Source organism: Staphylococcus sp. HMSC059F04 (assembly GCF_001812565.1).
GTDB classification, from domain to species: Bacteria; Bacillota; Bacilli; order Staphylococcales; family Staphylococcaceae; genus Staphylococcus; species Staphylococcus lugdunensis.
The window spans coordinates 147,851-172,219 of sequence record NZ_KV809462.1 but is presented as its reverse complement, the minus strand read 5'-3'; the positions used below and the strand labels follow the sequence as shown (position 1 = coordinate 172,219).

The window sequence follows — 24,369 nt, the reverse complement described above, 5'->3', positions numbered from 1 at the left end:
CATAGCGCTATGTTGTATAAATAATTAATTGATCCACAGCCTGATCATAATAATCAGTTGCAAAGTTCACGATTTGGAAATCATAAACTAGACTAATCGTATGAGAAGGATGTTCACTTAAAAAGCGGTCATAATATCCGCCCCCGTAGCCTATTCTATATCCGTCTTTATTAAAGGCTACACCAGGGACAATAATTAAATCTAACTCATTGGTTGTAGCCGTGTTTGAAGTAGAATAATTAATTCCTTTTGCATCTTTACTTATATCATTTAATGATAATAATTGCTTAAATGTCATATGATTTTCATTATAATCAGTGTGAGGGACATATATTTGTTTTCCCATTTTAATTGCCGTTTCTATAATGTCATATGTATTCACTTCATGGGGCATAGAAAGTACGATAGAAATTTTTTGAGCTTTTTGAAATACTTCTTGCTGGAATAATTGACCCTTTAGCCATAGGTCTGCAGTTTTTTTAGAAGAAGCATCAAAAGATTTCATCTTTGAAATCATATTTTGACGAATTTGTTTTTTAGTCAATCTATCACCCTCTTATCCACTTATTATAACGTTTATAAAATATATTGTCATTTATACAAAACGATAATTTGTAATAATTAAAACGGTTTGAACATAAATAAAACGGATTAAAATTGTAACACCTAAATCTTTTTATCTGTATGATTTCTATTCAAAGCCAATAAAAAAGCCAGTAAATGAATTTACAAAACTCACTTACTGGCTAATTTATCTAGGAATAATGTCCTAGCTTGTCAAACCATTACCAAATTATTTAGTTTCACGGTGTAAAGTATGTTTATTATCACGTGAACAATATTTTTTCATTTCAACACGTTCAGGATTATTTCTTTTGTTTTTAGTTGAGATGTAGTTTCTGTCACCACATTCTGTACAAGCTAATGTAACGTTTACGCGCATGATTATACCTCCTTACCTTATCTAAATACGACTTATTAATCATACCACTATCATACTTAATTGAAAAGTACTATTTTTAATTAGCTGTGTTAATAGCTGCTAAATGAACACCTATACTTCTGCAATGAATATTAAGTCTTAAGTGGATTGTTGATGTATTAGACGGCTATTATTGTTAGCTTAAACCTATATACATTTTGATGTTAATCTGTTTCATTATTACCATCGTTATCCTTTTTATCGGCATGATCTTTAAAATAGTAATTAATAATATCTCTTCCTAAATCGCCACCGTTTAACCATGGTGGTGGCACCGGTTGATTTGTATAAACGATAGAAAATGCTAATTGTGGATTATCTATCGGTGCATATCCAATATATGTTGAATTAACACGTGATTCGCCATTTTGGAAGACTTCAGCTGTACCTGTTTTTCCTGCAGAAGGCACAGTGGTTTTATGGAAACTTGCATATCCAGTACCGTCTTGTTTATTAAAGGCCATTTTAAAGCCTGCTTTAACTTCATCAAGTTGATCTTGTGTATTATTGACTCTATTTAATACGTTACCCTTAATTTTTTTCTTAAGTGGTCCTAACTCATCGGTATTTGTAGAATCATGTATTGCAAGACCGATATGAGGTTGTATGCGATATCCGTTATTAGCAATTGTAGACACGTATTGCGACAATTGTATTGGCGTATAGGTATCGTATTGTCCTATCGCTAAGTCTAAATAATTACCAGGATTATTTGTCAATGGTGCCGTTTGACCTGCAGTTTCGTTTGGTAAATCAATGCCAGTTTTTACTCCTAAGCCTACTTGATTAAGGCCTTTACGAAGTTTTTGCCCCGCTGCTGAGATATCGGTTGGTAATGTCATGCCAGATGAATATGGATCTCCAGCTAATTTTAATGCAGTTTTAAACATATATACGTTCGATGAATGCATTAAGGCTTCTTTGTCATTGATTGTAATACGATTATTTTTATTAAAATAAGAGCGTTTAGTGAGTCCGCCTCTGAAATGTAGTGGTTCGTCTACCATTTCTTCACCAACTTTTATGGCGTTATTTTGATATCCAGCAAGTAGTGTGCCACCCTTCACTGATGACCCAACTGCAAACTGTGCTGTGAAGTTACCAATGTCATAGTCAGTTAGCTTACCATTTTTATCAATTTGTTTACCAGCCATTGCTAAGATATCACCGTTTTTAGGGTTTTGAACAACAATCATAGCGTTATCCATATCTTTTGCACCCTGACTTCTTAATTTATTAATTTGCTTTTCTAATAATTCCTCAGCTTTTTTCTGTAAATCGATGTCTATAGTTAGTTGTAAATCATGACCACGTGCACCTGGATTGATTACTTCAGAATTAATAACACGTCCTGATTTATCGGTCGTATATTTCATTTCTTTTTTCTTACCACGTAACACATCTTCATATTGATATTCCAAATATGACTTGCCCACACGATCATTTCTAGAATAGCCTTTAGCAAGATATTGTTCCGTTAATTCTTTAGGTACACCTTCAGCAGGTGTAGAAACATTACCAAAAATACCTCTTAGGCTATCACCATAAGGATATTTACGATCCCAATCCATAGTAGTATTAATGCCAGGTAATTTATTTAACTGTTGAGATACGGCTGCATATTCTTTTTCTGAAACATCTTTATTTTTAATCATTTGTGGGTCTAAAGTTGAACCAGCTGACATTTCTCTATAGATTGCTAGTACTTGCAAATCATCTTTAGAGAATGAATTTAATTGCTTTTTACTTATTTTATTATGAAGTGCTTCATCGTATTGATCTTGAGTAATACTACCATCATCAATTAAGTTTTGTTCTTTTGTCATCATTTGCTGGGCTTGTTTCGGATGAAGTTGTATCCAAAAGTCTTGTTTGTCTCTAGTTGTTATTTTATCTGTATCCATATGAATTAATTTGGCTAACTTTTTAGCCGTGTCTAACATTTCTTGTTGGGATGTTTTCTTAGATCTCGTATATGTAATAGCCATTTTTGAAGCATTATCTACAAGCACTTTGCCGTTTCGATCTAATATACGTCCCCGTGGTACAGATTCATTTACAGTGATATTTTCGTTATCTTTGATTTCTTGTTTGTAATGTGAGCCTTGTGCGATTTGCAAGTATCCTAATCTGAGTACAATTATTACAAAAATAAAGACAATGAGTCCGAATATAAAATTAATGCGGTGATTCATTGTATTTCTTATTTTTTCATCGTTTGATTTTTCCTTTAACCTTTTAAGCAAAATAACCTACCTCTATTCAACTTCTCTACTATCAAATGATATATGAAATCGCGAGATATTTCTATTATTTTGTTAAAAAAATAACGGTCTCGATAGCGAGACCGTGATATGTGACTAATTATTTTTGAGCTTCATTATATAATTCGTCAACTTTTTCCCAATTTATCACATTCCAAAATGCACTAATATAATCAGGACGTTTATTTTGATATTTTAAGTAGTATGCGTGTTCCCATACATCTATACATAAGATAGGTGTTTTTCCTTCAGTTAATGGGTTGTCTTGGTTAGGCGTTGTAACAATTTCTAATTTACCGTTATTTACAACTAACCATGCCCAACCTGAACCAAAACGACCTGCAGCTTTGTCAGCGAATTCTTTCTTGAATTCATCTAAAGAACCCCATTGTTCTTTAATTTTATCAACTACAGTACCTTTTTCTTCAGAATTAGGAGTTAAAAATTCCCAGAATAGTGAATGGTTTAAGTGTCCACCACCATTATTACGTACAGCTGTTTGAATGTTTTCAGGAACGCTATCTAAATTGGCAATAATTTCCTCAATAGATTTAGACTCTAAGTCTGTACCTTCAACTGCAGAATTTAATTTAGTCACATACGTATTATGATGTTTATCATGATGGATTTCCATTGTTTCTTTATCAATATGTGGTTCTAATGCATCTGCTTCATATGGTAATTTTGGTAATTCAAAAGCCATTATTAATCATCCTCCTAAATATGTTCTAACTCATAATAACAAGTAATCTGGGATACAACAAAGTATTTGCTTATCCATATACTATATTATTATTCTTACTATATTACTATAGCGCATTTGAAATTATTTTAAACATAAAACTAATATAAATACTTAAATGGAAGGAAATTCAGACTATTGACCTATATTTAAACATTTATTGGTATAAATATGATTGATGAAAAGTTAATGTGATTTATGTTGACAAGACTCACATGTACCATATATTTCAAGTTTATGCATGTGGATATCAACGTTTGGTAAAAATTGTTTAACTTCATCAATTGGGCAATATTCAATGATTTTAGTATCACCACATTGTTCACAAATAAAATGGTGATGGTGGTGATTTGTACATGCAATTCTAAATTTCATTTCTCCGTCTAGTTCTGTACTTTCAATGATTCCTAAATCTTTAAATAAATGTAAGTTTCTATAGACAGTATCAAAAGAAATTCCAGGATAATGTTGATCTAATTGTTGTTGGATATGCTTTGCGTTAATATATTTATCTTTTTCAACAAAAATATCAAGCATGTGTTTTCTCTTATCTGTATATTTTAAACCATTATCTTTAAGGATTTTAATAGCATCATTTGTATTCATAATTAAACACCCTTTTTAAAATTTACTTTTTGTAGTAGCATAGTTAATCCTAGCATTATCACTAATAAAGCAACGATAACACCGCCAGGAGAAATGTTCATATAAAATGCTAATACTAAACCTAATACAACTGATAATTCCCCTAGTATAATACTACTGATGATAAGTTGTTTAAAGCCATTTGTAATTCTCATAGAAATTGCAATAGGCAAAGTGATTAATGCACTTACTAATAAAATACCAACTACGCGCATGGATGCTGAAATTACCATAGCCACAATAATAATAAATAAGAATTGTATCCATTTTGGAATGCCGATAACGGTAGCATATTCTTCATCAAATGATAGGATAAACATTTCTTTGTAAAATAGCATGACAAAGCTTAATACAATTATAGTAATAATAATAATTGTCACTAAATCACTTAAACTTACTGCGCTAATCGACCCAAAGAGTAATCCAACTATTTCTTGATTAAAACCATCTGCCAAAGATATAAATATGGCACTTAAAGCGATACCTGCACTCATAATTATTGGGATAGCTATTTCTTGATAATTTGTATAAGAAGTACGTAATTTTTCAATAAGTAAGGCACCTATGATTGCAAAAAGTATGCCAAACCACATAGGATTTATGATAATGAGCGCAGGAAAAACGGTTAGTATAAACATGCCAAAAGATATTCCGCCTAAAGTGACATGACTTAAAGCATCAGCAATAAGGGATAATCTACGAACCACAATAAATGAGCCGATCAATGGGGCAATAAAACCTATTAAAAGTCCGCTAATCAATGAGTATCTCATAAAATCAAAGTTTAATAATGCATCGATCAAAAGTAAACACCTCTAATCAAACTTGTGTGATAACGATATACATTTAATAACATAATCTGACTCCTAGTGATATTAGTATTATGATTTTTGACAACATTGTCGGTTATGTTGATGGTCAACAAATTGTATTGGGTGACCATAAATTTTAGAAATTTCGACTTCATCCAAAGATTTAAACGCTTCTGTTGTACCATGAAAATGAAGATGTTTATTTAAACAAGCCACTGTTGTTGCAGTATCTGCTACAACACCTATATCATGTGTAACTAAAATGATAGTGATGCCTTCTCTCTTTAATGTTTCTAATGTTTCATAAAATTCACTAACATGTTTAGCATCAATGCCATTAGTGGGCTCATCCAATACAAGTACACTAGGGTTAGATATTAGTGCACGTGCAATAAGGACGCGTTGTTGTTGACCACCAGAAAGTTTGGCAATATTTTTATGCATTAAATGACTAATATTCAATTTGTTTAAGACATGTTCTACTTGTTGATAATCGTTTTTATTAAAGTGTTGAAAAAGTCGCTTTGTTTTTGTTAAGCCACTCATAACGACTTCTCTTACACTTGCAGGAAATCCTGCATTAAAAGCAATTGCTTTTTGTGATACATAGCTTATTTTTAATGATGACTTTTTCTTTTTATATTGTTGTCCATCTACATAAATGTCGCCAGTTTGCAACGGCAATAATCCGAGGATAATCTTTAACAACGTTGACTTCCCGGCACCATTTGGACCGACAATTGCTAAAAAGTCACCTTTATTTATTTTAATATTAATATTTTCAAGAACTTGCTTATGATCAAAATAATAATTAATATTTCTCAATTCAAATACTGGTGTTGACATCTTTTCACCCCGCAATTTACTATACATATATTTATAAAATTTGTAAATAGTAACCTTTACGATAGAATTGCAAAAACTGAGACTTTATCAAAATCTCAGTTTTTAAATAGTTATTGCGTTAGCAATTTATCTTTGAGTTGTGGATCAAATTGTTGTGCTTTTAGCATCTCAATTTCAAGCTTGTAAGGTGCTTTTTTATTTTTCTTATCTTCACCTACAAAAGGTGTTTCAAGAATTTTAGGTATATCTTTAAAAGCATCATGATGGACAATATAATTTAATGCATCAAAGCCAATGTATCCAAATCCAATATTTTCATGACGATCCTTATGTGCACCACGTTCATTTTTACTATCATTGACGTGAACAACCTTGATGCGATCAACACCAATTATTTTGTCAAATTCATTTAAAACACCGTCAAAATCTTCTTTAACATTATATCCAGCATCATGAGTATGACATGTATCAAAACAAATAGATAAACGTTCATTGTTGTTTACACCATCAATAATGCGTGCAATCTCTTCAAAAGAGCGTCCAACTTCAGAGCCTTTTCCTGCCATTGTTTCAAGTGCGATACGAACGTCATTATCATTCGTTAGTACTTCATTCAAACCTTCAATAATACGTTTAATACCGGCATCTGCACCAGCACCAACATGTGAACCAGGGTGTAAGACGATATCTTTAGCTCCTATCGCTTGAGTACGTTCAATTTCATTTTGTAAAAAATTGACGCCTAATTCGAAAACTTCTGGTTTTGTAGTATTAGCGATATTAATAATGTAAGGCGCATGTACTACAATATTTGATAGGCCATAGGATTTCATTGCTTCATGACCTTTTGCGATATTTAAATCTTCTATCTTTTTTCTACGTGTATTTTGTGGCGCACCGGTATAAATCATGAATGTTGATTCTCCGTAACTATGCGCATCCTCAGCAGCACCTTGTAACATTTTTTTACCACTCATTGACACATGAGATCCTAATAGCATAACTATCACCTAACCTTTTTTGTTTTTTCTATTCTGTCTATTTTGTCGTTTGCTATATTGTTTTCTTTCTTGACGCTTCATTTGTTCAACCTGTTGTTTAAATTTCTTTTTATAGCCAGGCTTCACTTTATTTTTAGATTTAGTACGTACTTTTTGCTTTACTTCATTAGTTAAGTGGTCGTCTTTACGTTCGCGCTTTTTCCGTGTATTGAATGATTTCACTGGTTGTAATTCATTGTTTTTGATATCGACCGTTTCAAATTGATAACCTTTGTCCTCAATTAATGAAATATTATGTTCATCATCAGGACTATATAGTGTAATAGCTACGCCTCTATAATTACCTCGTCCTGTTCTTCCAACTCGATGTGTGAAGAAATCGATATCATTTGGTACATCAAAATTGATAACATGGCTCACACCTTCAATATCGATTCCACGAGAAGCTAAATCACTTGCAATAACAAATTGGAAGTCTAAATTGCGAATGCGTTTCATTTGCTGTTTACGTTCACGCGGTGTTAAACCTCCATGTATCATGCCGACTTTGATGCCAGATGCATTTAGAGAGTCTGCTAATTCATTAGCATTTTCACGACTATTGCAGAAAATAATACATAAATAAGGATTTAAAATATCAATTAATTGTAATGTTTTTTCAACTTTAGCTGTACCTTTTGTTGGAATAAGATAAAATTCGATATTTTTCTTATTTTGAGATTGATTATCGACAACTATGAACTCTGGTTGATTTAGATATTTGTTTAAAAATGGATGCAGTGATTTAGGTATAGTTGCGCTAAAGACTGCAATATTTGACGTATCATTTAGACGCGCTGCAATTTGATCTACTTGATCTATTAATCCTAAATCAATCATTAAATCTGCTTCATCGATAATTAAGTACGAAGCTAAATGACCACTCATTGCTAAATCATTAATCCGTGTAGGTGTACCAATGATGAATTGTGGTTGTATATGCGTACGTTGTTTGTCTTTTTCAATGTCAGTTCCCCCGATAAACAATGAAACCTTAACGTTTGATTTGAATTGTGCCAAATGCTGAGTAGCCTGATAAAGTTGTTGAGCTAGTTCTCTGGTTGGTGCAACCACTATCACTTGAGGCTCTTGAAGATCTATGTCAATTAAATGCATGAGTGGCAATAAAAAAGCGTGTGATTTACCTGTACCAGTTTGAGATTGTCCGATTAAATTTGTTCTTTTTAATATTTTAGGAATAATACGATTTTGTATTTCCGTAGGCTTTTCAAAATTTAAATCTTTAATCGCATCTAGCATGGTTGATTCTAAATTAAATGTTTCAAATGGATGCTTGGACATGAAAATGCCTCCTAATTTATGTTTATTTTACTATAATTAATAGTATTGAAATGGATCAGTATTGATAGAAGAAGATGCTATTGTTATATCAGCTTCATGATCAGTTAACCAATCAGATAATAGCTGTTTCAAACCATCTTTCATGACGTATTCACTATAATGGTTGATATCTAAAATATTCATGCCTTCTGTTTTTGCATCGAGCGCATCATGATGTTTAACATCTCCAGTTACAAAAATATCTGCTCCTCTTTGAAATGCTACGTGCTCAAAGCCGATACCTGAGCCGCCAATGATTGCAACTCGACTAATTGTTATATCAGGTTTTCCAGCATAACGCAAGCTTGGAATAGCTAGAGTGGATTTTGTTTCTTGAATAAAATCTTTAACATTTTGAGGTGTTGCTAAATTTCCAATCATTCCTAAACCGCTATCAGCTTCTTTTGATAGTTCAATAAAATCATAAACTGGTGTTTCATAAGGATGATACTGTTGAATTAAATGTTCTGCAAGTTTACGTTGTTGTGATTGAATCATAAATTCAAGCTTAACTTCATTCACATATTCAATGTGATCTATTTTACCGATAAAAGGATTAGCTTCACCTACTGGTTTAAACTGTCCAGTACCTTTACTTTCAAAAAAACAATATTCATAGTTGCCTTCTTGTGCTAATCCAGCTTTACTAATTTGGCGTTTAAATTGTTCCAAATGTTCTTCGGGAATAAATGTTTGAACTTTGTAATATGTTGTAGTTTGAGGCACTAATATTTCGGTATCTTGCAATTTTAATTTGGTAGCTAGCATAGCGTTGACACCTTTGTAATAGTGATCTAAATTAGTGTGTAACGCGATAACTTGGATATCGTGTTGAATTATTTTACGTATCAACCGTCCATAACCGTCATCTGTAATGGATGTCAGTCCTTTAAAGATTAAAGGATGATGACATATAATAGTGTTGATTTCTTTTGTTAATGCTTCTTCAACCACTTCATTTGTGCAATCTAACGCAGTTAAAATTCCAGTCATCTTTGTATGTTTGTCACCAATTAATAAGCCAACATTATCCCATGATTCGGCAGTTTTTAAAGGGACATGTTTTTCAATTATTTGCATTAATTCATCAATTTTCATTGGCTAACACCTCTTCAATCAACTCGACTTCAAGAGAGACCTCTTGAAGTCTCTCCTGATGTGTCGTTGGATTTAACTGTTTTTTTATATGTTTTAGTACAGTAAGTTCATGATGCCACTTCGAAAAGAAAATATCATTTTTATTGCGCAATAAGATGGGACCAAATTTAAGTTCGTATTTAGTATATTGTGGTTTCTCTTCGCTATACTTTGCGACAACAATTTCGTAAATATGACCTTTTTCTTTCAAAATTTCTTCCGCAATAATAGTAAAGTTTAAATTTACTAGCGTTTTACGCAACGTCTCAGTTTGAATATTACTTTGTAGGATAAGTCGTGTTTGTTTTGATAATTTAGCCTGACCTTCAGTTAATATTTTAGCAATGAGCGGTCCACCCATGCCACAAATTGATATTGAATCAATTACGTCATTATCATAAATAACTGCTAAGCCGTCGCCTAATCGAACATCTATTTGTTGTGTTAAGTGATGTGCATGGACATTTTGTTTAGCTGCCTTAAACGGTCCTTCGATAACTTCTCCTGCTATTGCGTTATTACATAAATGATGTTGAACTGCATAGATGGGTAAATAAGCATGATCTGAACCAATGTCAGCCAAAACGCCTGGTTGAATATATTTGCTAACAGTTTGCAATCTTTTATTTAGTGATATCATTGATTTCTCCTTTATGTAAAAGAGGCTGAGACATCTTATATTGTCTCAGCCGAATAAAGCGATATGATTTAGTCCATAAAGTCTTTTAAGCGTTTGCTTCGACTTGGATGTCTAAGTTTTCTCAAAGCTTTTGCCTCTATTTGACGAATACGTTCTCTTGTTACACCAAATACTTTACCAACTTCTTCTAAAGTGCGTGTTCGTCCATCGTCTAAACCGAATCTTAAGCGCAGTACATTTTCTTCTCTATCAGTTAATGTATCCAACACATCTTCGAGCTGTTCCTTAAGCAATTCATAAGCTGCATGGTCAGAAGGACTTTGAGCTTCTTGGTCTTCAATAAAATCACCAAGATGACTATCATCTTCTTCACCGATTGGCGTTTCTAAAGACACTGGTTCTTGAGCAATTTTTAGTATTTCTCGAACTTTTTCAGGAGGTAGGTCCATTTCTTCACCAATTTCTTCAGGTGCAGGATCTCGTCCTAAATCTTGAAGTAATTGACGTTGAACGCGGATTAATTTATTAATCGTTTCTACCATATGCACTGGGATACGAATTGTACGTGCTTGGTCAGCAATTGCACGAGTAATTGCTTGTCTAATCCACCACGTTGCATAAGTTGAGAATTTAAACCCTTTATTGAAGTCAAACTTCTCCACAGCTTTAATTAGTCCCATGTTGCCTTCTTGAATTAAGTCAAGGAATAACATGCCTCGTCCTACATATCTTTTAGCTATGCTTACCACAAGTCTTAAGTTTGCTTCAGCTAAACGTGATTTAGCAATTTCATCGCCTTGTTCAATACGTTTTGCTAATTCAATTTCTTCTTGTGCATTAAGAAGGTTAACACGTCCAATTTCTTTTAAGTACATGCGGACAGGATCATTTATTTTAACGCCTGGAGGTGCACTTAAATCATTTGGATTAAGTTTTTCATCGGTATCTGAACTATCTTTTTCGTTTACTAGTGAAATGTCATTATCATTCAATTGATCAAAAAATTCATCCATTTGATCGGTGTCCATATCGAAGTTTTGCATTTTTTCTGCAATTTCTTCATGGCTCAAATGGCCTTCTTTTTTACCTTTTTCAAGCAATTGTTTTTTTACATCTTCTAAAGTTAAAGTAGGATCAATTGTTTGCTTTTTAATTTTTACTTTGTTATCAGACATGAAAAGGCCTCCCGAAAATAATATAAGCTTTCAAAAGCGATATTTAATTATATAACAAACTTATATAATGTCGATAGTATAATTAAAAATTCATAACAATTACGCACAAGTATTGTCGTTATTTTTATTTACTACGTTATAATCATTTTGAATTAATAGACAAATATCAATCACAGACTATATTTACCCATTAAAAGCGCATAATAACCATTATACAATATAAACCTTAAAATAGAAACAGTCTGTGCACTAATATTATTATGTTTTGAAATACTTATCATTTGTTACATCATCTGTTACATCATCACATTCGTTGTTGATTTTTTTGAACAATCATTTGTAAATAGTATTTAACCATATCAATATCGCCTGTACGCTGCGCTTCGTTTAACTTGTGATTTAAGACTTCAATTGAATCTTCATCATTATTTTCCATTAAGGTCGCAATATAGTCTTCAATTTCATGGTCAAAAGGCTCTAAATTTAAATCATAATTATCTAGTGAAATCATCATTTCTCTCAAATCACTAGAATCTGTATATTGAATGAAATCGCTGATATGATAATTGTCATTTTCAGCATAAAAATCTTTTAATATCTCAAATATTTGTTTGAAAGAGGGATTAGAAAAAAGTTGACTATTGATATTTGCTGCATAATTTAAAAATGTATCTTTATCATTCATAAAATGTTTTAGTAAGCCACGTTCTGCTTTTTCACGTTTATTTAAATGATTAAAATTGTCTATTTGAGCCGCATGCATAGGCTGATTATCATGAAAATATGCACCAGAATAATAGTTATCGTAATCATATTCAGTAATTAAATGAGATTGTTGAGCTATTTCATTATTTAAACGATTTGCCTCAATATTAAACACACCAGCTACATCTTGAACAATTTTGTTTTTTAGAATATTTGATTGTACAAATGCGACATCTTGTATAGCTTCCTTCAAATATCGTTCGTAGGCTAAATCATTATGTTGTATTTCGTCTTGTTTCGTCTTGTATTTAAAGACAATAAAAGATTTCTTTTCAGTAGCTACAAAATTTAAAAATTCCTCTTTACCATATTTCACTATATATTCATCTGGATCCATATCATTTGGTAACTGTATAATATAAACATTAAGTCCTTGTTGTAATAATACTTGGCCTGTTTTAAGTGCAGCTTCTCTACCAGCAAAGTCGCCATCAAACATAAGGGTAACATTGCTGGTTAATTTTTTTAAAAATGTTATATGTTCTTGTGATAGAGCTGTTCCCATGCTGGCAACTACGTGTTTTAATCCTGCGGCGTCTGACTTAATGACATCCATAAATCCTTCTAAGAGAATAACTTCATCATTTTTACGTATACGTTTTCTAGCATAATCAAGATTATATAATAACCTTCTCTTTTGGAATATAGGTGTTTCAGGACTGTTTAAATATTTGGGCTCTTGATTACGATAGGTTCTGCCTGAATAGCCTACAATACGCCCTTGTGCATTGTTTAATGGAAACATGATGCGGTCTCTAAAGCGATCATAGTAGCTAAAGTTTTCTTCATTTCTGGACAGTAGCCCTGCTTCGTATGCAAGTTCAATATCATAGTCATTCTTTGTTAAAAAATCTAAACAGAAGTGTGCATTATCTGGGGCATATCCTATGCCGCGTTGTTGAATTAACTCGTCGGTAAAACCGCGTTGTTTTAAATAGTTTAATGCTTCTTCCCCTTCAACTGTTTTTAATAAAGCATATTGATAATATGTTTGCATCAATTCGTGCATCTCTATCATTTTTAAGTCATCAGATGCGATTTGTGGTGTTTCTGAAGGTGTACCAATATCAACGTTTATATTGACACGTGCACCTAATTCTTTCACTGCTTCAACAAAAGAGATATCTTTTATATCTTGTGTAAATTGAAAGACATTTCCACCCTTTTTACAACCAAAACAATGACAAATTTGCTTATCTTCAGAAACTGTAAATGAAGGTGTTTTTTCATCATGAAAAGGACACAAACCTATATAATTGCGCCCTCTTTTTTCTAATTTAACGTATTCACTTACCAAATCTAAGATATCAGTTTTTTCTTTTATTTCATTAATCACGGATTGTTCTATTCGCAATTTTGATCACCTATTACTTGTTAGTCGTCAAATTATAACGCTTTTTTGTTTCAAAAGATATTATTTTGATTGACGCTGTTCTATAAGTGCAATAACATCATTTGCAGTTTCCTCAATCGCCTTGTCAGAAACATCGATAACAGGACATCCTACCCGTGCAACAATGTCTTCGAAGTATTTAATTTCTTCTTTAATTCTAGCGTCGGTTGCATAACGTGCAGAATCTCCTAAGCCAAGTTGTTTTAAACGTTGCTTTCGAATACGATTTAATTTATCTTCACTAATTTTAAGTGCAATACATTTTGCAGGATCTATTTCAAATAGGGCATCAGGCGGTGTAACCTCTGGTACAATTGGCACATTCATTACTTTATAACTACGATGAGCAAGATATTGAGATAGCGGTGTTTTCGATGTTCTTGAAATACCTATGAGCACGATATCTGCTTTTGGCAAACCTTTTGGATCTTTACCATCATCATATTTTACAGCAAATTCAATCGCATCTATTTTTTTAAAATAAGCATCGTCCAATCGATGAACCATTCCAGGCTCATAATAAGGTGTTTGTTCAACTGACTCTGATAATATACTCATCAATGGACCCATAATATCAACAGACTGAATCTGTTTATCTTTAAGTTCTGCTTCCATATATTTGCGCATTTCAGGTTTAACTAATGTATAAACAATGATAGCTTTTGTGTCATGCGCAACTTGAATGACTTCATCAATATTTTCAAACGATTCGATATAAGGATATCTTAAAAATTCATTTTTGCATTGTTTAGGATTAAACTGAGACACACAAGCCCGTGCCACGAGTTCAGCTGTCTCTCCAATTGAATCTGAGGCAATAATAATCTTTATATTTTCCATTAATGTATACCACCTATTCTTTAAATAAAGATACAAAAAGTTTTGTTATTGTTGTTTTTGAAATACGACCCACAACTTCGTATTTATTATTGTCTTTTTTTCTAACTACAGGTAAAGCATCAATTTCTTTTTCTATCATTTGATTTGCAGCATATACGACTAATTCCGATTCCTCTAAATATGTGACGTTTGGCATTCTTGTCATATTGATACTAATCGGCATAGTATGTATATCCTCACCAATCATAGAAGCGCGTAATAAATCTTTGCGAGAACAAATGCCTATAAAATCATTATTGTTATTCACAATGAACAATGTGCTCGCATCTTCTAAGAAAATCGTGCAAATGGCATCGTAAACAGTCATATCTCCCTTTACTACAACTGGATGTGACATGTAATCTTTGACATTATATTGGCGCAATTGATCTTTAAATATTTTATTTTTAGATTTACCAGAATAAAAATAGCCAACGCGAGGTCGTGCTTCTAAAAAACCAGACATAGTTAAAATAGCTAAATCAGGTCTTAAAGTTGCTCGTGTAAGATTTAGGTGTTCAGCAATATGCTCACCAGTGATAGGTCCTTCATGCTTAACAATATCAATTATTTGCTCTTGCCTTTTACTAAGTTCTATAGGTCTTCACCCCTCTTAATTTCTATTATATTATAACTGTAAATGGTTGTTGCTACAAATACATATAAATACTTGCTTAAAAAAATACTTTCAATTAGAATGAACTTAAGCGAGTTAAGGACGGTGCAAGCTTAACGATGACATTGGCATAACAATTTGATAAGTAAAGAGAGTGGCTACACTAATTTGGGTGGAACCGCGGGTTAATATGTTAATAAACGAATATTTATTATTCGGTTAAAAATAATGACTCGTCCCAAAGATGGAGATATATTATATCAACGTCTTTGGGACGTTTTTGTGTACAAGGAGAGGATAAGCATATGGTAAAAGATATGGATACGATTGTTTCGTTAGCAAAGCACAGAGGGTTTGTATTCCCTGGAAGTGATATATACGGAGGGCTTTCAAATACATGGGATTATGGGCCTCTTGGTGTAGAATTAAAAAATAACGTTAAAAAAGCATGGTGGCAAAAATTTATTACACAATCACCTTATAACGTCGGGATTGATGCAGCGATTTTAATGAATCCTAAAACTTGGGAAGCTTCTGGACATTTAGGTAATTTTAATGACCCTATGATTGATAATAAAGATAGTAAAATTCGTTATCGTGCAGACAAACTAATTGAAGATTATATGCAACAACAAAAAGGAGACGAAAACTTTATTGCTGATGGCTTGAGTTTTGATGAAATGAAGCGCATTATCGATGAAGAAGGCATTGTTTGTCCTGTAAGTGGTACTGCAAATTGGACAGATATTCGTCAATTTAACCTTATGTTTAAAACTTTCCAAGGTGTAACAGAAGATTCAACAAATGAAATTTTCTTACGTCCAGAGACTGCGCAAGGTATTTTTGTTAATTACAAAAATGTGCAACGCTCTATGCGTAAAAAGTTGCCATTTGGTATTGGTCAAATAGGTAAATCATTCCGCAATGAAATTACACCAGGTAACTTTATTTTTAGAACAAGAGAATTTGAACAAATGGAATTAGAATTTTTCTGTAAGCCTGGCGAAGAAATCGAATGGCAGAACTATTGGAAAACTTTTGCTAGTCAGTGGTTAAAAGACTTAAATATTAGTGAAGAAAATATGCGTTTAAGAGACCATGATGAAGATGAGTTATCTCACTATTCTAACGCTACGACTGATATAGAATATAAATTCCCATTTGGTTGGGGTGAATTATGGGGTATTGCAAGCCGTACTGACTTCGACTTAAAACAACATAGTGAGCATTCAGGAGAAGATTTTAAATATCATGATCCTGAAACAAATGAGAAATATATTCCTTATTGTATCGAACCGTCTCTTGGTGCTGACCGTGTAACATTAGCGTTCTTGTGTGATGCCTATGATCAAGAAGGTGTTGAAGGCAGTAAAGACGCTCGTACGGTTCTTCATTTCCACCCTGCTTTAGCGCCGTATAAAGCAGCAGTGTTGCCATTGAGTAAAAAGCTTTCAGGAGAAGCGATTAAGATTTTTGAAGATTTAAGTTCAAAATTTGCTATTGATTTTGATGAATCCCAATCAATTGGTAAGCGATATCGTCGACAAGATGAAATTGGAACACCTTATTGTATTACATTTGACTTTGATTCATTAGAAGACAATCAAGTAACTGTTCGTGATCGTGATTCTATGGATCAAGTACGTATGCCGATTGCTGAATTAGAAGCATTTTTAACAGAAAAAGTTAAATTTTAAGATATACGTAAAGGTTAATACTTGCTAATTCTGTGCGCAATAGATTATCAATAGCTAAATAAAACCTCCCGTAAAAAGATTGTCTAGAAATGGACAACAGTTATGGGAGGTTTTAATAGTTATTTGGGTTCTAATCTATTGAGTTGATTAATTAATTTTTGACTTTTAAAAAATACACCAGCATATTCTCTATATAACATAATCATAAAGTCAGACATTTCGTTTATAATCTCTTGATGGATGCTAAGTTGATTCATTTTTTCAATGGGTAATTGTTGTAATATATTTAATAGGTACAAGGTTTTATTTGATATTAATAAGGCATGTGGATCTCGATAAGCTGCTTCTTGTGAAATAGCACCATGAAATTTAAAACTGTACCCTATTAAGTTAGACGGATTAGTTGAACCAGTTATGACACAATGGTTAAAGTTTGCGGAAAAGCCATATTTATGCATACATTTCAACATCGTAATTATCGACATTAGCTGTGCAGAAGTACCTGCAGTAATTTTTGTTAAAACAAAATGCAATAATTCATAATAATATTTTGAAATTTCTTGATCGTCCATGGCTTTGTCTATAATTTCAGCACTAAGTGATGCGTAGCTATGTGTGTATAAATCAAGCCTTAACTCGTAATGCTGATTTATAACATCAATAGAATTAAGGGTTCCCATTCCACGCCATTGGTTATAAATAAATAAGCCATACACAAATAATTGTGTATGAGCTTGAAAACCACTTTTGGCTTTTTTTGCACGACGTACCATTAAGGGTACTTTAGCGCCATGTTCATTAAGGATAGTAATTACTTTATCTGATTCACCATAATCCACAGACTTAATAATAATCCCTTTTTGTTTCATGAGCATAAATAACACCCACTCTCTGTTTAATCTTGGTCTTCAATATATCCAATTTGACGTATAAAATTCACTTTATTTCTCCAATCCTTTTGAACTTTTACCCACAATTCTAAATATACTTTGGAACCAAGTAACATTTCAATATCATGACGTGCACGTTTACCTACTTCTTTTAATTTTTTTCCACCTTTACCAATAACGATTCCTTTTTGAGAATCACGTTCAACATATATCGTTGCTTCAATGCGAACACGATCTTCATTTTCTTTAATCATTCTATCGACATTCACGCCAATAGCATGAGGGATTTCTTCGCTAGTTAAGTGTAATATTTTTTCACGAATGATTTCACTAACAACAAATTGTTCGGGATGGTCTGAAATTTGATCGTCAGGATAATACTTTGGTCCTTCTGGTAAATGGCTTTTAAGCACATCTATAAAATGGTCAACATTAAGTCCTTCTAATGCTGAAATAGGTACTATCTCAGTGAAGTTCATATATTTTTGATAAGCTTCGATACGTGGCATCAAAGAATCTGGATGTACTAAATCAATTTTATTTAATACTAAAAATACGGGTGTCTTCACATTACGTAGCATGTCCATGATATATTCATTACCACGTCCGATATCTTCGTTTACATTGACCATAAACATGATAGCATCAATTTCAGACAATGTATTTTTAGCCACGCGCATCATATAATCACCAAGCTTATGCTTTGGCTTATGAATACCTGGTGTATCGATAAAAATAATTTGCGCATCATCTCGCGTCATTACGCCTTGAATTTTATTACGCGTTGTTTGAGCTTTATCTGACATTATTGCTATTTTATGGCCAATCACTCTATTAACAAATGTTGATTTACCAACATTTGGTCGACCTATAATTGAAACAAAACCTGATTTATGTACTGTCATTAATTTTCTAAATCCTTTCCGGAAAATCCAAATGGTAACAATTCTGAAACTGAGGAAGCACGCATTTCACCTGTATTATTAGTCATATATATGGGCATATCATCATCACATAATTCTTTTAAAACTTGTCTACAAATACCACATGGCGATGTTGGTTTTATACTATTAACTGTCACAGTTATTGATTCAAAATCCCCAGGCTGATATCCAAGAGCGATTGCTGCGGCAAGACTGGATTGTTCTGCACAAATTGTTGCAGGATAAGATGCATTTTCAACATTGGCACCATAAAACCCTCTGCCATCCTTAGTTTTCAAATAAGCGCCTACTTTAAATTGACTATAAGGCGTGTAAGCGTTACTTTGAGCTTTTTGAGCTTCTTCAAAATAATGTTGTTGATAACTCATTGTAACAAACTCCTTTACGAAAATATATGAGGAATAAAAATAATTAGTCCAGTAATAATAGCAAAGATAGATACTAGCATGACACTAAAAGCCGCGATATCTTTGGCGTACTTTGCAAACTCATGATAATCCAAAGTTACTAAATCAACAACAAATTCTATAGCCGTATTCAGTGCTTCTAATGTTAAGACAAGAAATATGGATAATAGGATAAAAAGCCACTCATATCTGTTAAGTTGAAAGACAAATCCTAAAACAATAACAAGTATTGAAATGATAAGATGAAGTAAGAAATTATGGTCTTTAACAAGCAGTGCTTTAAAACCATTAAAGGCGTATCTAAAACGTTTAAACTCTTTAATCTCTCGTCAGTCCATATGCAGTTAATATTGTTTCTTGCCGACCAAACATTTTCTTTTCATCTTCTTCATTCATATGATCATAGCCTAATAAATGTAAAAATCCATGAAGAGCAAGAAAGCCTAACTCTCGTTCAAATGAATGACCATATGTCGTAGCTTGTTCTTGTGCTACATCTGTACATATAATAATATCACCTAGTACGCGAGGTATCTCCAAGCCTGTTATTTCAGGTTCATCCTCTTCCAAAGCAAAGGATATAACATCGGTTACTTTATCTTTATCTCGATATATTTTATTAATTTGTTGAATTTCTTCTTTATCTACAAATGTCACGGATAATTCTGCATCTTGTGTAATACCTTCTTGTTCTTTTGCAAAGTTAAGTAAATCGTCAATTTGTTGAAACCATGCTTCATCAACCATTTGCGTGTGGTCACTAAAATCTATGGTAAACATGTTTATTTTACCTCCCCATCATATCTTGCGATAATTTTACCTACTAAAGGATGTCTAACAACATCGGATTGATCCAAATTCATAATATGAATACCATTTACCCCTTGCAATTTGCTTATAGCTTCTTTCAAACCACTTTTAACGCCTTTAGGTAAATCAATTTGGGTTTGATCTCCAGTAACAACCATTTTTGAATCGAAGCCCAACCTTGTTAAAAACATTTTCATTTGAGCATGTGTTGTGTTTTGTGCTTCATCTAAAATCACAAAGGCATCATCTAATGTACGACCTCTCATATAAGCAAGTGGTGCAATTTCGATAATTCCTCTTTCAATAAAACGTGCTGTTTGTTCACGACCTAATACCGTATTTAAGCCATCATATAATGGTCTTAAGTAAGGATCTACTTTTTCTTTTAAATCACCTGGTAAAAATCCTAAAGATTCACCAGCTTCAACAGCAGGGCGTGTTAGCACAATGCGTTTGACTTTCCCTTTTCGTAATTGTTTAGCTGCATAAACAACAGCTAAAAATGTTTTTCCAGTGCCAGCAGGACCCACGCCAAAAACTAAATCATTTCGTTGCATTGCATTGACATACATACGTTGTCCCATAGTTTTTGCACGAATGGTTTTACCATATGCATCTTTTGTAATTTCATCCTCATATAAATCTAATAAAAATTGCAAAGTATTATTATCAGCCATTTTAATAGCAGCTTCTACGTCTTTAAGTGTAATAACATGGCCGAGTTCTATAACTTTTAATAAATTTTTAAGAATTTGTTCTGCCTTTTCAACATGCTCCAGACGTTCGCCTTTAACAGCAATTTCTTGACCTCTGGCATGTATGACAACATCATATGCATCCTCTAGCGCTTTTAAATGCTCATCATTATTTCCGATTAAAGCTTGAGATTGATTAATGTTGTCGATTTGAATTATTTCTGGCATAAACGGGCTCCTTTACAAGTAACATTATTTATCAAATTTTTACTGCATGATATAAATAGGTCAATTTATCATTATTATATCATGATAACTAGATAACCTTGGATGTGAAAATTATTAAAATTCACTTTCAATAAAAGTTTACTAAACAATCCATATTGATACAAATTAATGTGTTTGTAAATTTAAAAAAGATTGGCTAATGGGCTCAAAATATAAAAAATAACATATCCCACTACATACAATTTAATTAGTGGAATATGTTATATATTATAATTGCTTTGGTTTATTCAATATTTCTTGCCAAATTAAACCATTAACTACAGGATTGTTATCAAATTGTAGCGCTTGATGGGTCATATTTTGTTCGATTGATTTGGTGTTTAGCAATTGCTTTAAGCGATATTGTTTAGCTCTAGGTGATAAATATTTATCGCTAATAATTTCTTTTGCTTTTTGCTCAATCATTGCGAGTTGCTTTTCTTTTTCATTATCAATATCTAAACGAACACGTTTTAAATCATCCATAAGTGTATGTTCTAAATCTTGATTTGAAGGCTGCTTATTCACAACATCTCTTGATGATGGCTGTGTTTGTAAGGTATCATTATTGCTATTTTGAGATTGTGTTAGTTGCCTTGAAGATCTTTGAACTGTAGGACGTGCTTTATCTTGTGTTTCCACCTTAATCTCTCGTTCTAATTTACGATCTTTATACACAGGTTGAGAGGTATTTTTATCGTGTTGTACTTTTTTATGTTTCGTATGTTCACCTGAAATTTCTTCATTCATTTCATTTAGCTTATCTCCAACTTTATCTAAGAACGAACCTTTTTGTGGTTGACGTGATGTTGGTTTAGACTGAGCTTTCTTTTTAGGTGGTTTTTGATTCTGACGTTGTTTATGACTCTTATCCCCCATCGCACTGATAATTGAAATGATGACCGAAATAGCAAATATGAGAATACCAATGTTCATGACATCACCCCTTTAATTATTTTGGTGATTCTGGGTCTTCTTTGTCTGTATGTTTATTGATAGCATTTCTCATTCCTGTATCAGCTTCTATATTTTTTAAATTATAATAGTCTTTGACACCTAAATTACCGTTGCGTAGTGCTTCTGCCATAGCAAGAGGTACTTCAGATTCTGCCTCAACAACTTTTGCACGCATTTCTTGTACACTTGCTTTCATTTCTTGTTCTTTAGCTACTGCCATCGCGCGACGTTCTTCGGCTTTAGCTTGAGCAATGTTTTTATCTGCTAGTGCCTGCTCAGTTTGTAAATCAGCACCAATATTTTTACCGATATCTACGTCAGCAATGTCAATGGATAAAATTTCAAAGGCTGTACCTGAATCTAAACCTTTACTTAATACAGTTTTAGAAATATTATCTGGATTTTCAAGAACTTGTGTATGATGTTCACTTGAACCGATAGTTGAAACAATACCTTCACCTACACGAGCAATAATTGTTTCTTCACCAGCACCACCGACTAATCGAGAAATATTAGCTCGAACCGTAATACGTGCTTTAGCTCTAACTTCGATACCATTCATAGCCACACCAGTAATAAAAGGTGTTTCTATAACTTTAGGATTAACAGACATTTGAACAGCTTGTAATACATCACGACCGGCTAAGTCAATCGCAGCACCGCGTTCAAACGGTAGATTTATATCTGCACGTTGCGCAGCGATGTTTGCATCAACAACTCTATCAACGTTACCACCAGCTAAGTAGTGAGATTCTAACTGATTAGTTGTTAAGTTTAAACCAGCTTTATGTGCTTTTATTAATGGCGCAATTACTTTTCTAGGCGAAACGCGACGTAAACGCATACCAATGAGTGTTTCGATTCCAACCTTAACGCCTGCTGCAATTGCTGAAATCCACAGTCCAACTGGAACAAATGAAAATAAAATAAGAATTGCTACAAGAATTATAATAGCAATTACAATAAATCCAATACTAAACATTAAATCACTCCTATAAATTAATCTATCTCTCTTACTACAACTCGAGTGCCTTCTACTTCTAATATTTTGACATCTTTATTTCTTAAAATAAATGAACCATCTGACACAGCATCTATTCTTTCATCATTTATTAAAATAATGCCTGCTGGACGTAAGTCTGTAGAAGTACGAGCTATTTTGCCAACTAAGTGAGAACGGTCATCGTGAGATCTATAACCAGCTTCAGCATTTGTCGAATCTTTAAGTACAACTTTTTCAAAAAAAGGTATTTTTCGATTTAAAAGTTTTACTAAAATGACCCATTCAACAATACTAAGAATAACTGCAATAATGACATTGAATAACATAATAAACAAGTTATCACCAAGCATTATTAAGCTTAATGAGATTAGAACTATGCCAAAAAAGCCTATTACTGCACCTACAATAAAGAGCTCTATAATAACAAAAATTACCCCTATGCCAAATAAAATTACCGATATCAAATTGACGTCGCCATTGATGAGAAATCCTAAAAATAATAGTAATAAACATAATGCTGCAACTACACCTATTAAATTAATTTTAGGAGAGTATAATTGATATAAAAATCCTAAAAATATAGCGACTGTCAGAATAAGTGTCATCAATGGATGTGTAAGAATTTGAGCTACATCAAATATCCAAGAGACATCAGAAGAAAAGTTCAGCAAGAAAAAGGTATGTATTCCATTTATAACTGTCATAAATTCACCTCGCTCCCATTTTGATTATACATGAATCATGACTAAGATTATAGGGATATAAAAGAGAATCTATAAGATTTCCAACAACAATATATTAAATAAATGAATAATAGCTGGTATTTATTTTTAACGATATAATGAGTCTGATAAAATCAACAACCTAAATAATAAAGTTTAATGATTTTTGAAATGCATTTAGAATTTTTAATTATATTTTTTATATTGTAATATCACTTGTATAATATGTTGTTATCACTTAACCCCTGCTTGGTACTACTTTCTCTACAGTTCCATGAAACGATAATTCATATTCAAATATACTTTTGCAATACATCATTAAAATATATGAAAAGATAATAACTTTGCAAACTAAAAAACAAAAGTATAACAAAATGGCAATTTCTACGTTATTTCAATAGAAATTGCCATTTTTCGTTGGTTGGAACCTATTTATAGTCCTAACCTTATATATAATTAACATTCGTGTTGAGGGAGTCAACAGAGCTATTAATTATTTGAATTTACGTTTACGCGCAGCTTCAGATTTCTTTTTACGTTTAACACTAGGTTTTTCGTAAAATTCACGTTTACGTACTTCTTGAATTGTACCGCTTTTTGATACTGAACGTTTAAATCTACGTAACGCATCTTCAAGTGATTCGTTTTTACGTACTACTGTTTTAGACATCTGTATTTCCCTCCCTCCAAATATCAACGG

The 24,369-nt window shown here is 32.6% G+C and carries 26 protein-coding genes; 1 reads left to right on the top strand and 25 read right to left on the bottom strand.

Features of this window, described 5'->3' with window-relative positions; translation table 11 throughout:
• Positions 1–7 precede the first annotated feature (7 nt).
• The 15 genes from HMPREF2864_RS01310 to HMPREF2864_RS01240 form a co-directional block, all read right to left on the bottom strand.
• A complete protein-coding gene (locus HMPREF2864_RS01310) occupies positions 8–544 on the bottom strand; it encodes a 5-formyltetrahydrofolate cyclo-ligase (RefSeq protein WP_002459008.1) in 537 nt (178 codons plus the stop codon).
• Positions 545–793: 249 nt separating this feature from the next.
• Positions 794–943 carry a 50S ribosomal protein L33 gene (rpmG, locus tag HMPREF2864_RS01305; protein WP_001830957.1) on the bottom strand — a complete coding sequence of 50 codons (150 nt, stop codon included), beginning with the start codon at positions 941–943 and terminating at the stop codon, positions 794–796.
• Positions 944–1,146: 203 nt separating this feature from the next.
• Positions 1,147–3,228, bottom strand: a complete 2,082-nt coding sequence (locus HMPREF2864_RS01300) for a peptidoglycan D,D-transpeptidase FtsI family protein (protein WP_002459007.1) — start codon at positions 3,226–3,228, stop codon at positions 1,147–1,149.
• Between the two features lie 118 nt (positions 3,229–3,346).
• Positions 3,347–3,949 carry a superoxide dismutase gene (locus HMPREF2864_RS01295; protein WP_002459006.1) on the bottom strand — a complete coding sequence of 201 codons (603 nt, stop codon included), beginning with the start codon at positions 3,947–3,949 and terminating at the stop codon, positions 3,347–3,349.
• A 225-nt stretch (positions 3,950–4,174) separates the two neighbouring features.
• Positions 4,175–4,594 carry a Fur family transcriptional regulator gene (locus tag HMPREF2864_RS01290; protein WP_070544808.1) on the bottom strand — a complete coding sequence of 140 codons (420 nt, stop codon included), beginning with the start codon at positions 4,592–4,594 and terminating at the stop codon, positions 4,175–4,177.
• A gap of 2 nt (positions 4,595–4,596) precedes the next feature.
• Positions 4,597–5,436 carry a metal ABC transporter permease gene (locus HMPREF2864_RS01285; RefSeq protein WP_070572092.1) on the bottom strand — a complete coding sequence of 280 codons (840 nt, stop codon included), beginning with the start codon at positions 5,434–5,436 and terminating at the stop codon, positions 4,597–4,599.
• A 78-nt stretch (positions 5,437–5,514) separates the two neighbouring features.
• The gene (locus HMPREF2864_RS01280) at positions 5,515–6,306 is read right to left on the bottom strand and encodes a metal ABC transporter ATP-binding protein (RefSeq protein ID WP_172412353.1); all 792 of its coding nucleotides are present in this window, start codon (positions 6,304–6,306) and stop codon (positions 5,515–5,517) included.
• Positions 6,307–6,401: 95 nt separating this feature from the next.
• Positions 6,402–7,292: a deoxyribonuclease IV gene (locus HMPREF2864_RS01275; RefSeq protein ID WP_002478123.1), complete on the bottom strand. Its 891-nt coding sequence runs from the start codon at positions 7,290–7,292 to the stop codon at positions 6,402–6,404.
• Between the two features lie 9 nt (positions 7,293–7,301).
• Positions 7,302–8,633 carry a DEAD/DEAH box helicase gene (locus HMPREF2864_RS01270; protein WP_070544807.1) on the bottom strand — a complete coding sequence of 444 codons (1,332 nt, stop codon included), beginning with the start codon at positions 8,631–8,633 and terminating at the stop codon, positions 7,302–7,304.
• A gap of 36 nt (positions 8,634–8,669) precedes the next feature.
• The gene (locus HMPREF2864_RS01265; RefSeq protein ID WP_062077678.1) at positions 8,670–9,770 is read right to left on the bottom strand and encodes a Nif3-like dinuclear metal center hexameric protein; all 1,101 of its coding nucleotides are present in this window, start codon (positions 9,768–9,770) and stop codon (positions 8,670–8,672) included.
• On the bottom strand, positions 9,760–10,449 hold the full coding sequence (locus HMPREF2864_RS01260) for a tRNA (adenine(22)-N(1))-methyltransferase (protein ID WP_070544806.1): 690 nt from the start codon (positions 10,447–10,449) through the stop codon (positions 9,760–9,762). The genes HMPREF2864_RS01265 and HMPREF2864_RS01260 overlap by 11 nt, the downstream gene beginning before the upstream one ends.
• 68 nt (positions 10,450–10,517) lie before the next feature.
• Positions 10,518–11,624 (bottom strand): RNA polymerase sigma factor RpoD, encoded by a 1,107-nt coding sequence (gene rpoD, locus HMPREF2864_RS01255; protein WP_002458998.1) that lies wholly within the window; start codon positions 11,622–11,624, stop codon positions 10,518–10,520.
• A gap of 304 nt (positions 11,625–11,928) precedes the next feature.
• Positions 11,929–13,743 (bottom strand): DNA primase, encoded by a 1,815-nt coding sequence (gene dnaG / locus HMPREF2864_RS01250; protein ID WP_070544805.1) that lies wholly within the window; start codon positions 13,741–13,743, stop codon positions 11,929–11,931.
• Between the two features lie 60 nt (positions 13,744–13,803).
• On the bottom strand, positions 13,804–14,622 hold the full coding sequence (locus tag HMPREF2864_RS01245; RefSeq protein ID WP_002458996.1) for a pyruvate, water dikinase regulatory protein: 819 nt from the start codon (positions 14,620–14,622) through the stop codon (positions 13,804–13,806).
• Between the two features lie 13 nt (positions 14,623–14,635).
• A complete protein-coding gene (locus tag HMPREF2864_RS01240; protein ID WP_014533295.1) occupies positions 14,636–15,259 on the bottom strand; it encodes a transcriptional regulator CcpN in 624 nt (207 codons plus the stop codon).
• Positions 15,260–15,582: 323 nt separating this feature from the next.
• Here HMPREF2864_RS01240 and HMPREF2864_RS01235 point away from each other — a divergent pair, with 323 nt between their 5' ends.
• Positions 15,583–16,974: a glycine--tRNA ligase gene (locus HMPREF2864_RS01235; protein ID WP_002478117.1), complete on the top strand. Its 1,392-nt coding sequence runs from the start codon at positions 15,583–15,585 to the stop codon at positions 16,972–16,974.
• Positions 16,975–17,093: 119 nt separating this feature from the next.
• Here HMPREF2864_RS01235 and recO read toward each other — a convergent pair whose 3' ends face one another.
• The 10 genes from recO to rpsU all read right to left on the bottom strand — a co-directional run bounded on the left by recO (position 17,094) and on the right by rpsU (position 24,339).
• Positions 17,094–17,849 carry a DNA repair protein RecO gene (gene recO, locus HMPREF2864_RS01230; RefSeq protein ID WP_002458993.1) on the bottom strand — a complete coding sequence of 252 codons (756 nt, stop codon included), beginning with the start codon at positions 17,847–17,849 and terminating at the stop codon, positions 17,094–17,096.
• Between the two features lie 20 nt (positions 17,850–17,869).
• Positions 17,870–18,769 carry a GTPase Era gene (era, locus tag HMPREF2864_RS01225; protein ID WP_070544803.1) on the bottom strand — a complete coding sequence of 300 codons (900 nt, stop codon included), beginning with the start codon at positions 18,767–18,769 and terminating at the stop codon, positions 17,870–17,872.
• The gene (gene cdd / locus HMPREF2864_RS01220) at positions 18,769–19,176 is read right to left on the bottom strand and encodes a cytidine deaminase (protein ID WP_002458991.1); all 408 of its coding nucleotides are present in this window, start codon (positions 19,174–19,176) and stop codon (positions 18,769–18,771) included. Before cdd ends, era begins: the two co-directional genes overlap by 1 nt.
• A 14-nt stretch (positions 19,177–19,190) precedes the next feature.
• Positions 19,191–19,538 carry a diacylglycerol kinase family protein gene (locus HMPREF2864_RS11815; RefSeq protein WP_080513643.1) on the bottom strand — a complete coding sequence of 116 codons (348 nt, stop codon included), beginning with the start codon at positions 19,536–19,538 and terminating at the stop codon, positions 19,191–19,193.
• Positions 19,534–19,995: an rRNA maturation RNase YbeY gene (ybeY, locus tag HMPREF2864_RS01215; RefSeq protein WP_002458989.1), complete on the bottom strand. Its 462-nt coding sequence runs from the start codon at positions 19,993–19,995 to the stop codon at positions 19,534–19,536. The genes HMPREF2864_RS11815 and ybeY overlap by 5 nt, the downstream gene beginning before the upstream one ends.
• A gap of 2 nt (positions 19,996–19,997) precedes the next feature.
• Positions 19,998–20,948 (bottom strand): PhoH family protein, encoded by a 951-nt coding sequence (locus tag HMPREF2864_RS01210; protein WP_002458988.1) that lies wholly within the window; start codon positions 20,946–20,948, stop codon positions 19,998–20,000.
• A 267-nt stretch (positions 20,949–21,215) separates the two neighbouring features.
• Complete coding sequence (locus tag HMPREF2864_RS01205; RefSeq protein WP_002458987.1) at positions 21,216–21,923, bottom strand: hypothetical protein; 708 nt, start codon at positions 21,921–21,923, stop codon at positions 21,216–21,218.
• Positions 21,924–21,939: 16 nt separating this feature from the next.
• On the bottom strand, positions 21,940–22,926 hold the full coding sequence (gene floA / locus HMPREF2864_RS01200; protein ID WP_070544802.1) for a flotillin-like protein FloA: 987 nt from the start codon (positions 22,924–22,926) through the stop codon (positions 21,940–21,942).
• Between the two features lie 17 nt (positions 22,927–22,943).
• Positions 22,944–23,651 carry an NfeD family protein gene (locus HMPREF2864_RS01195; protein WP_002492691.1) on the bottom strand — a complete coding sequence of 236 codons (708 nt, stop codon included), beginning with the start codon at positions 23,649–23,651 and terminating at the stop codon, positions 22,944–22,946.
• Between the two features lie 511 nt (positions 23,652–24,162).
• Positions 24,163–24,339, bottom strand: coding sequence for a 30S ribosomal protein S21 (rpsU, locus tag HMPREF2864_RS01190; protein ID WP_000048060.1), 177 nt, complete (start codon positions 24,337–24,339; stop codon positions 24,163–24,165).
• Positions 24,340–24,369: the final 30 nt, after the last annotated feature.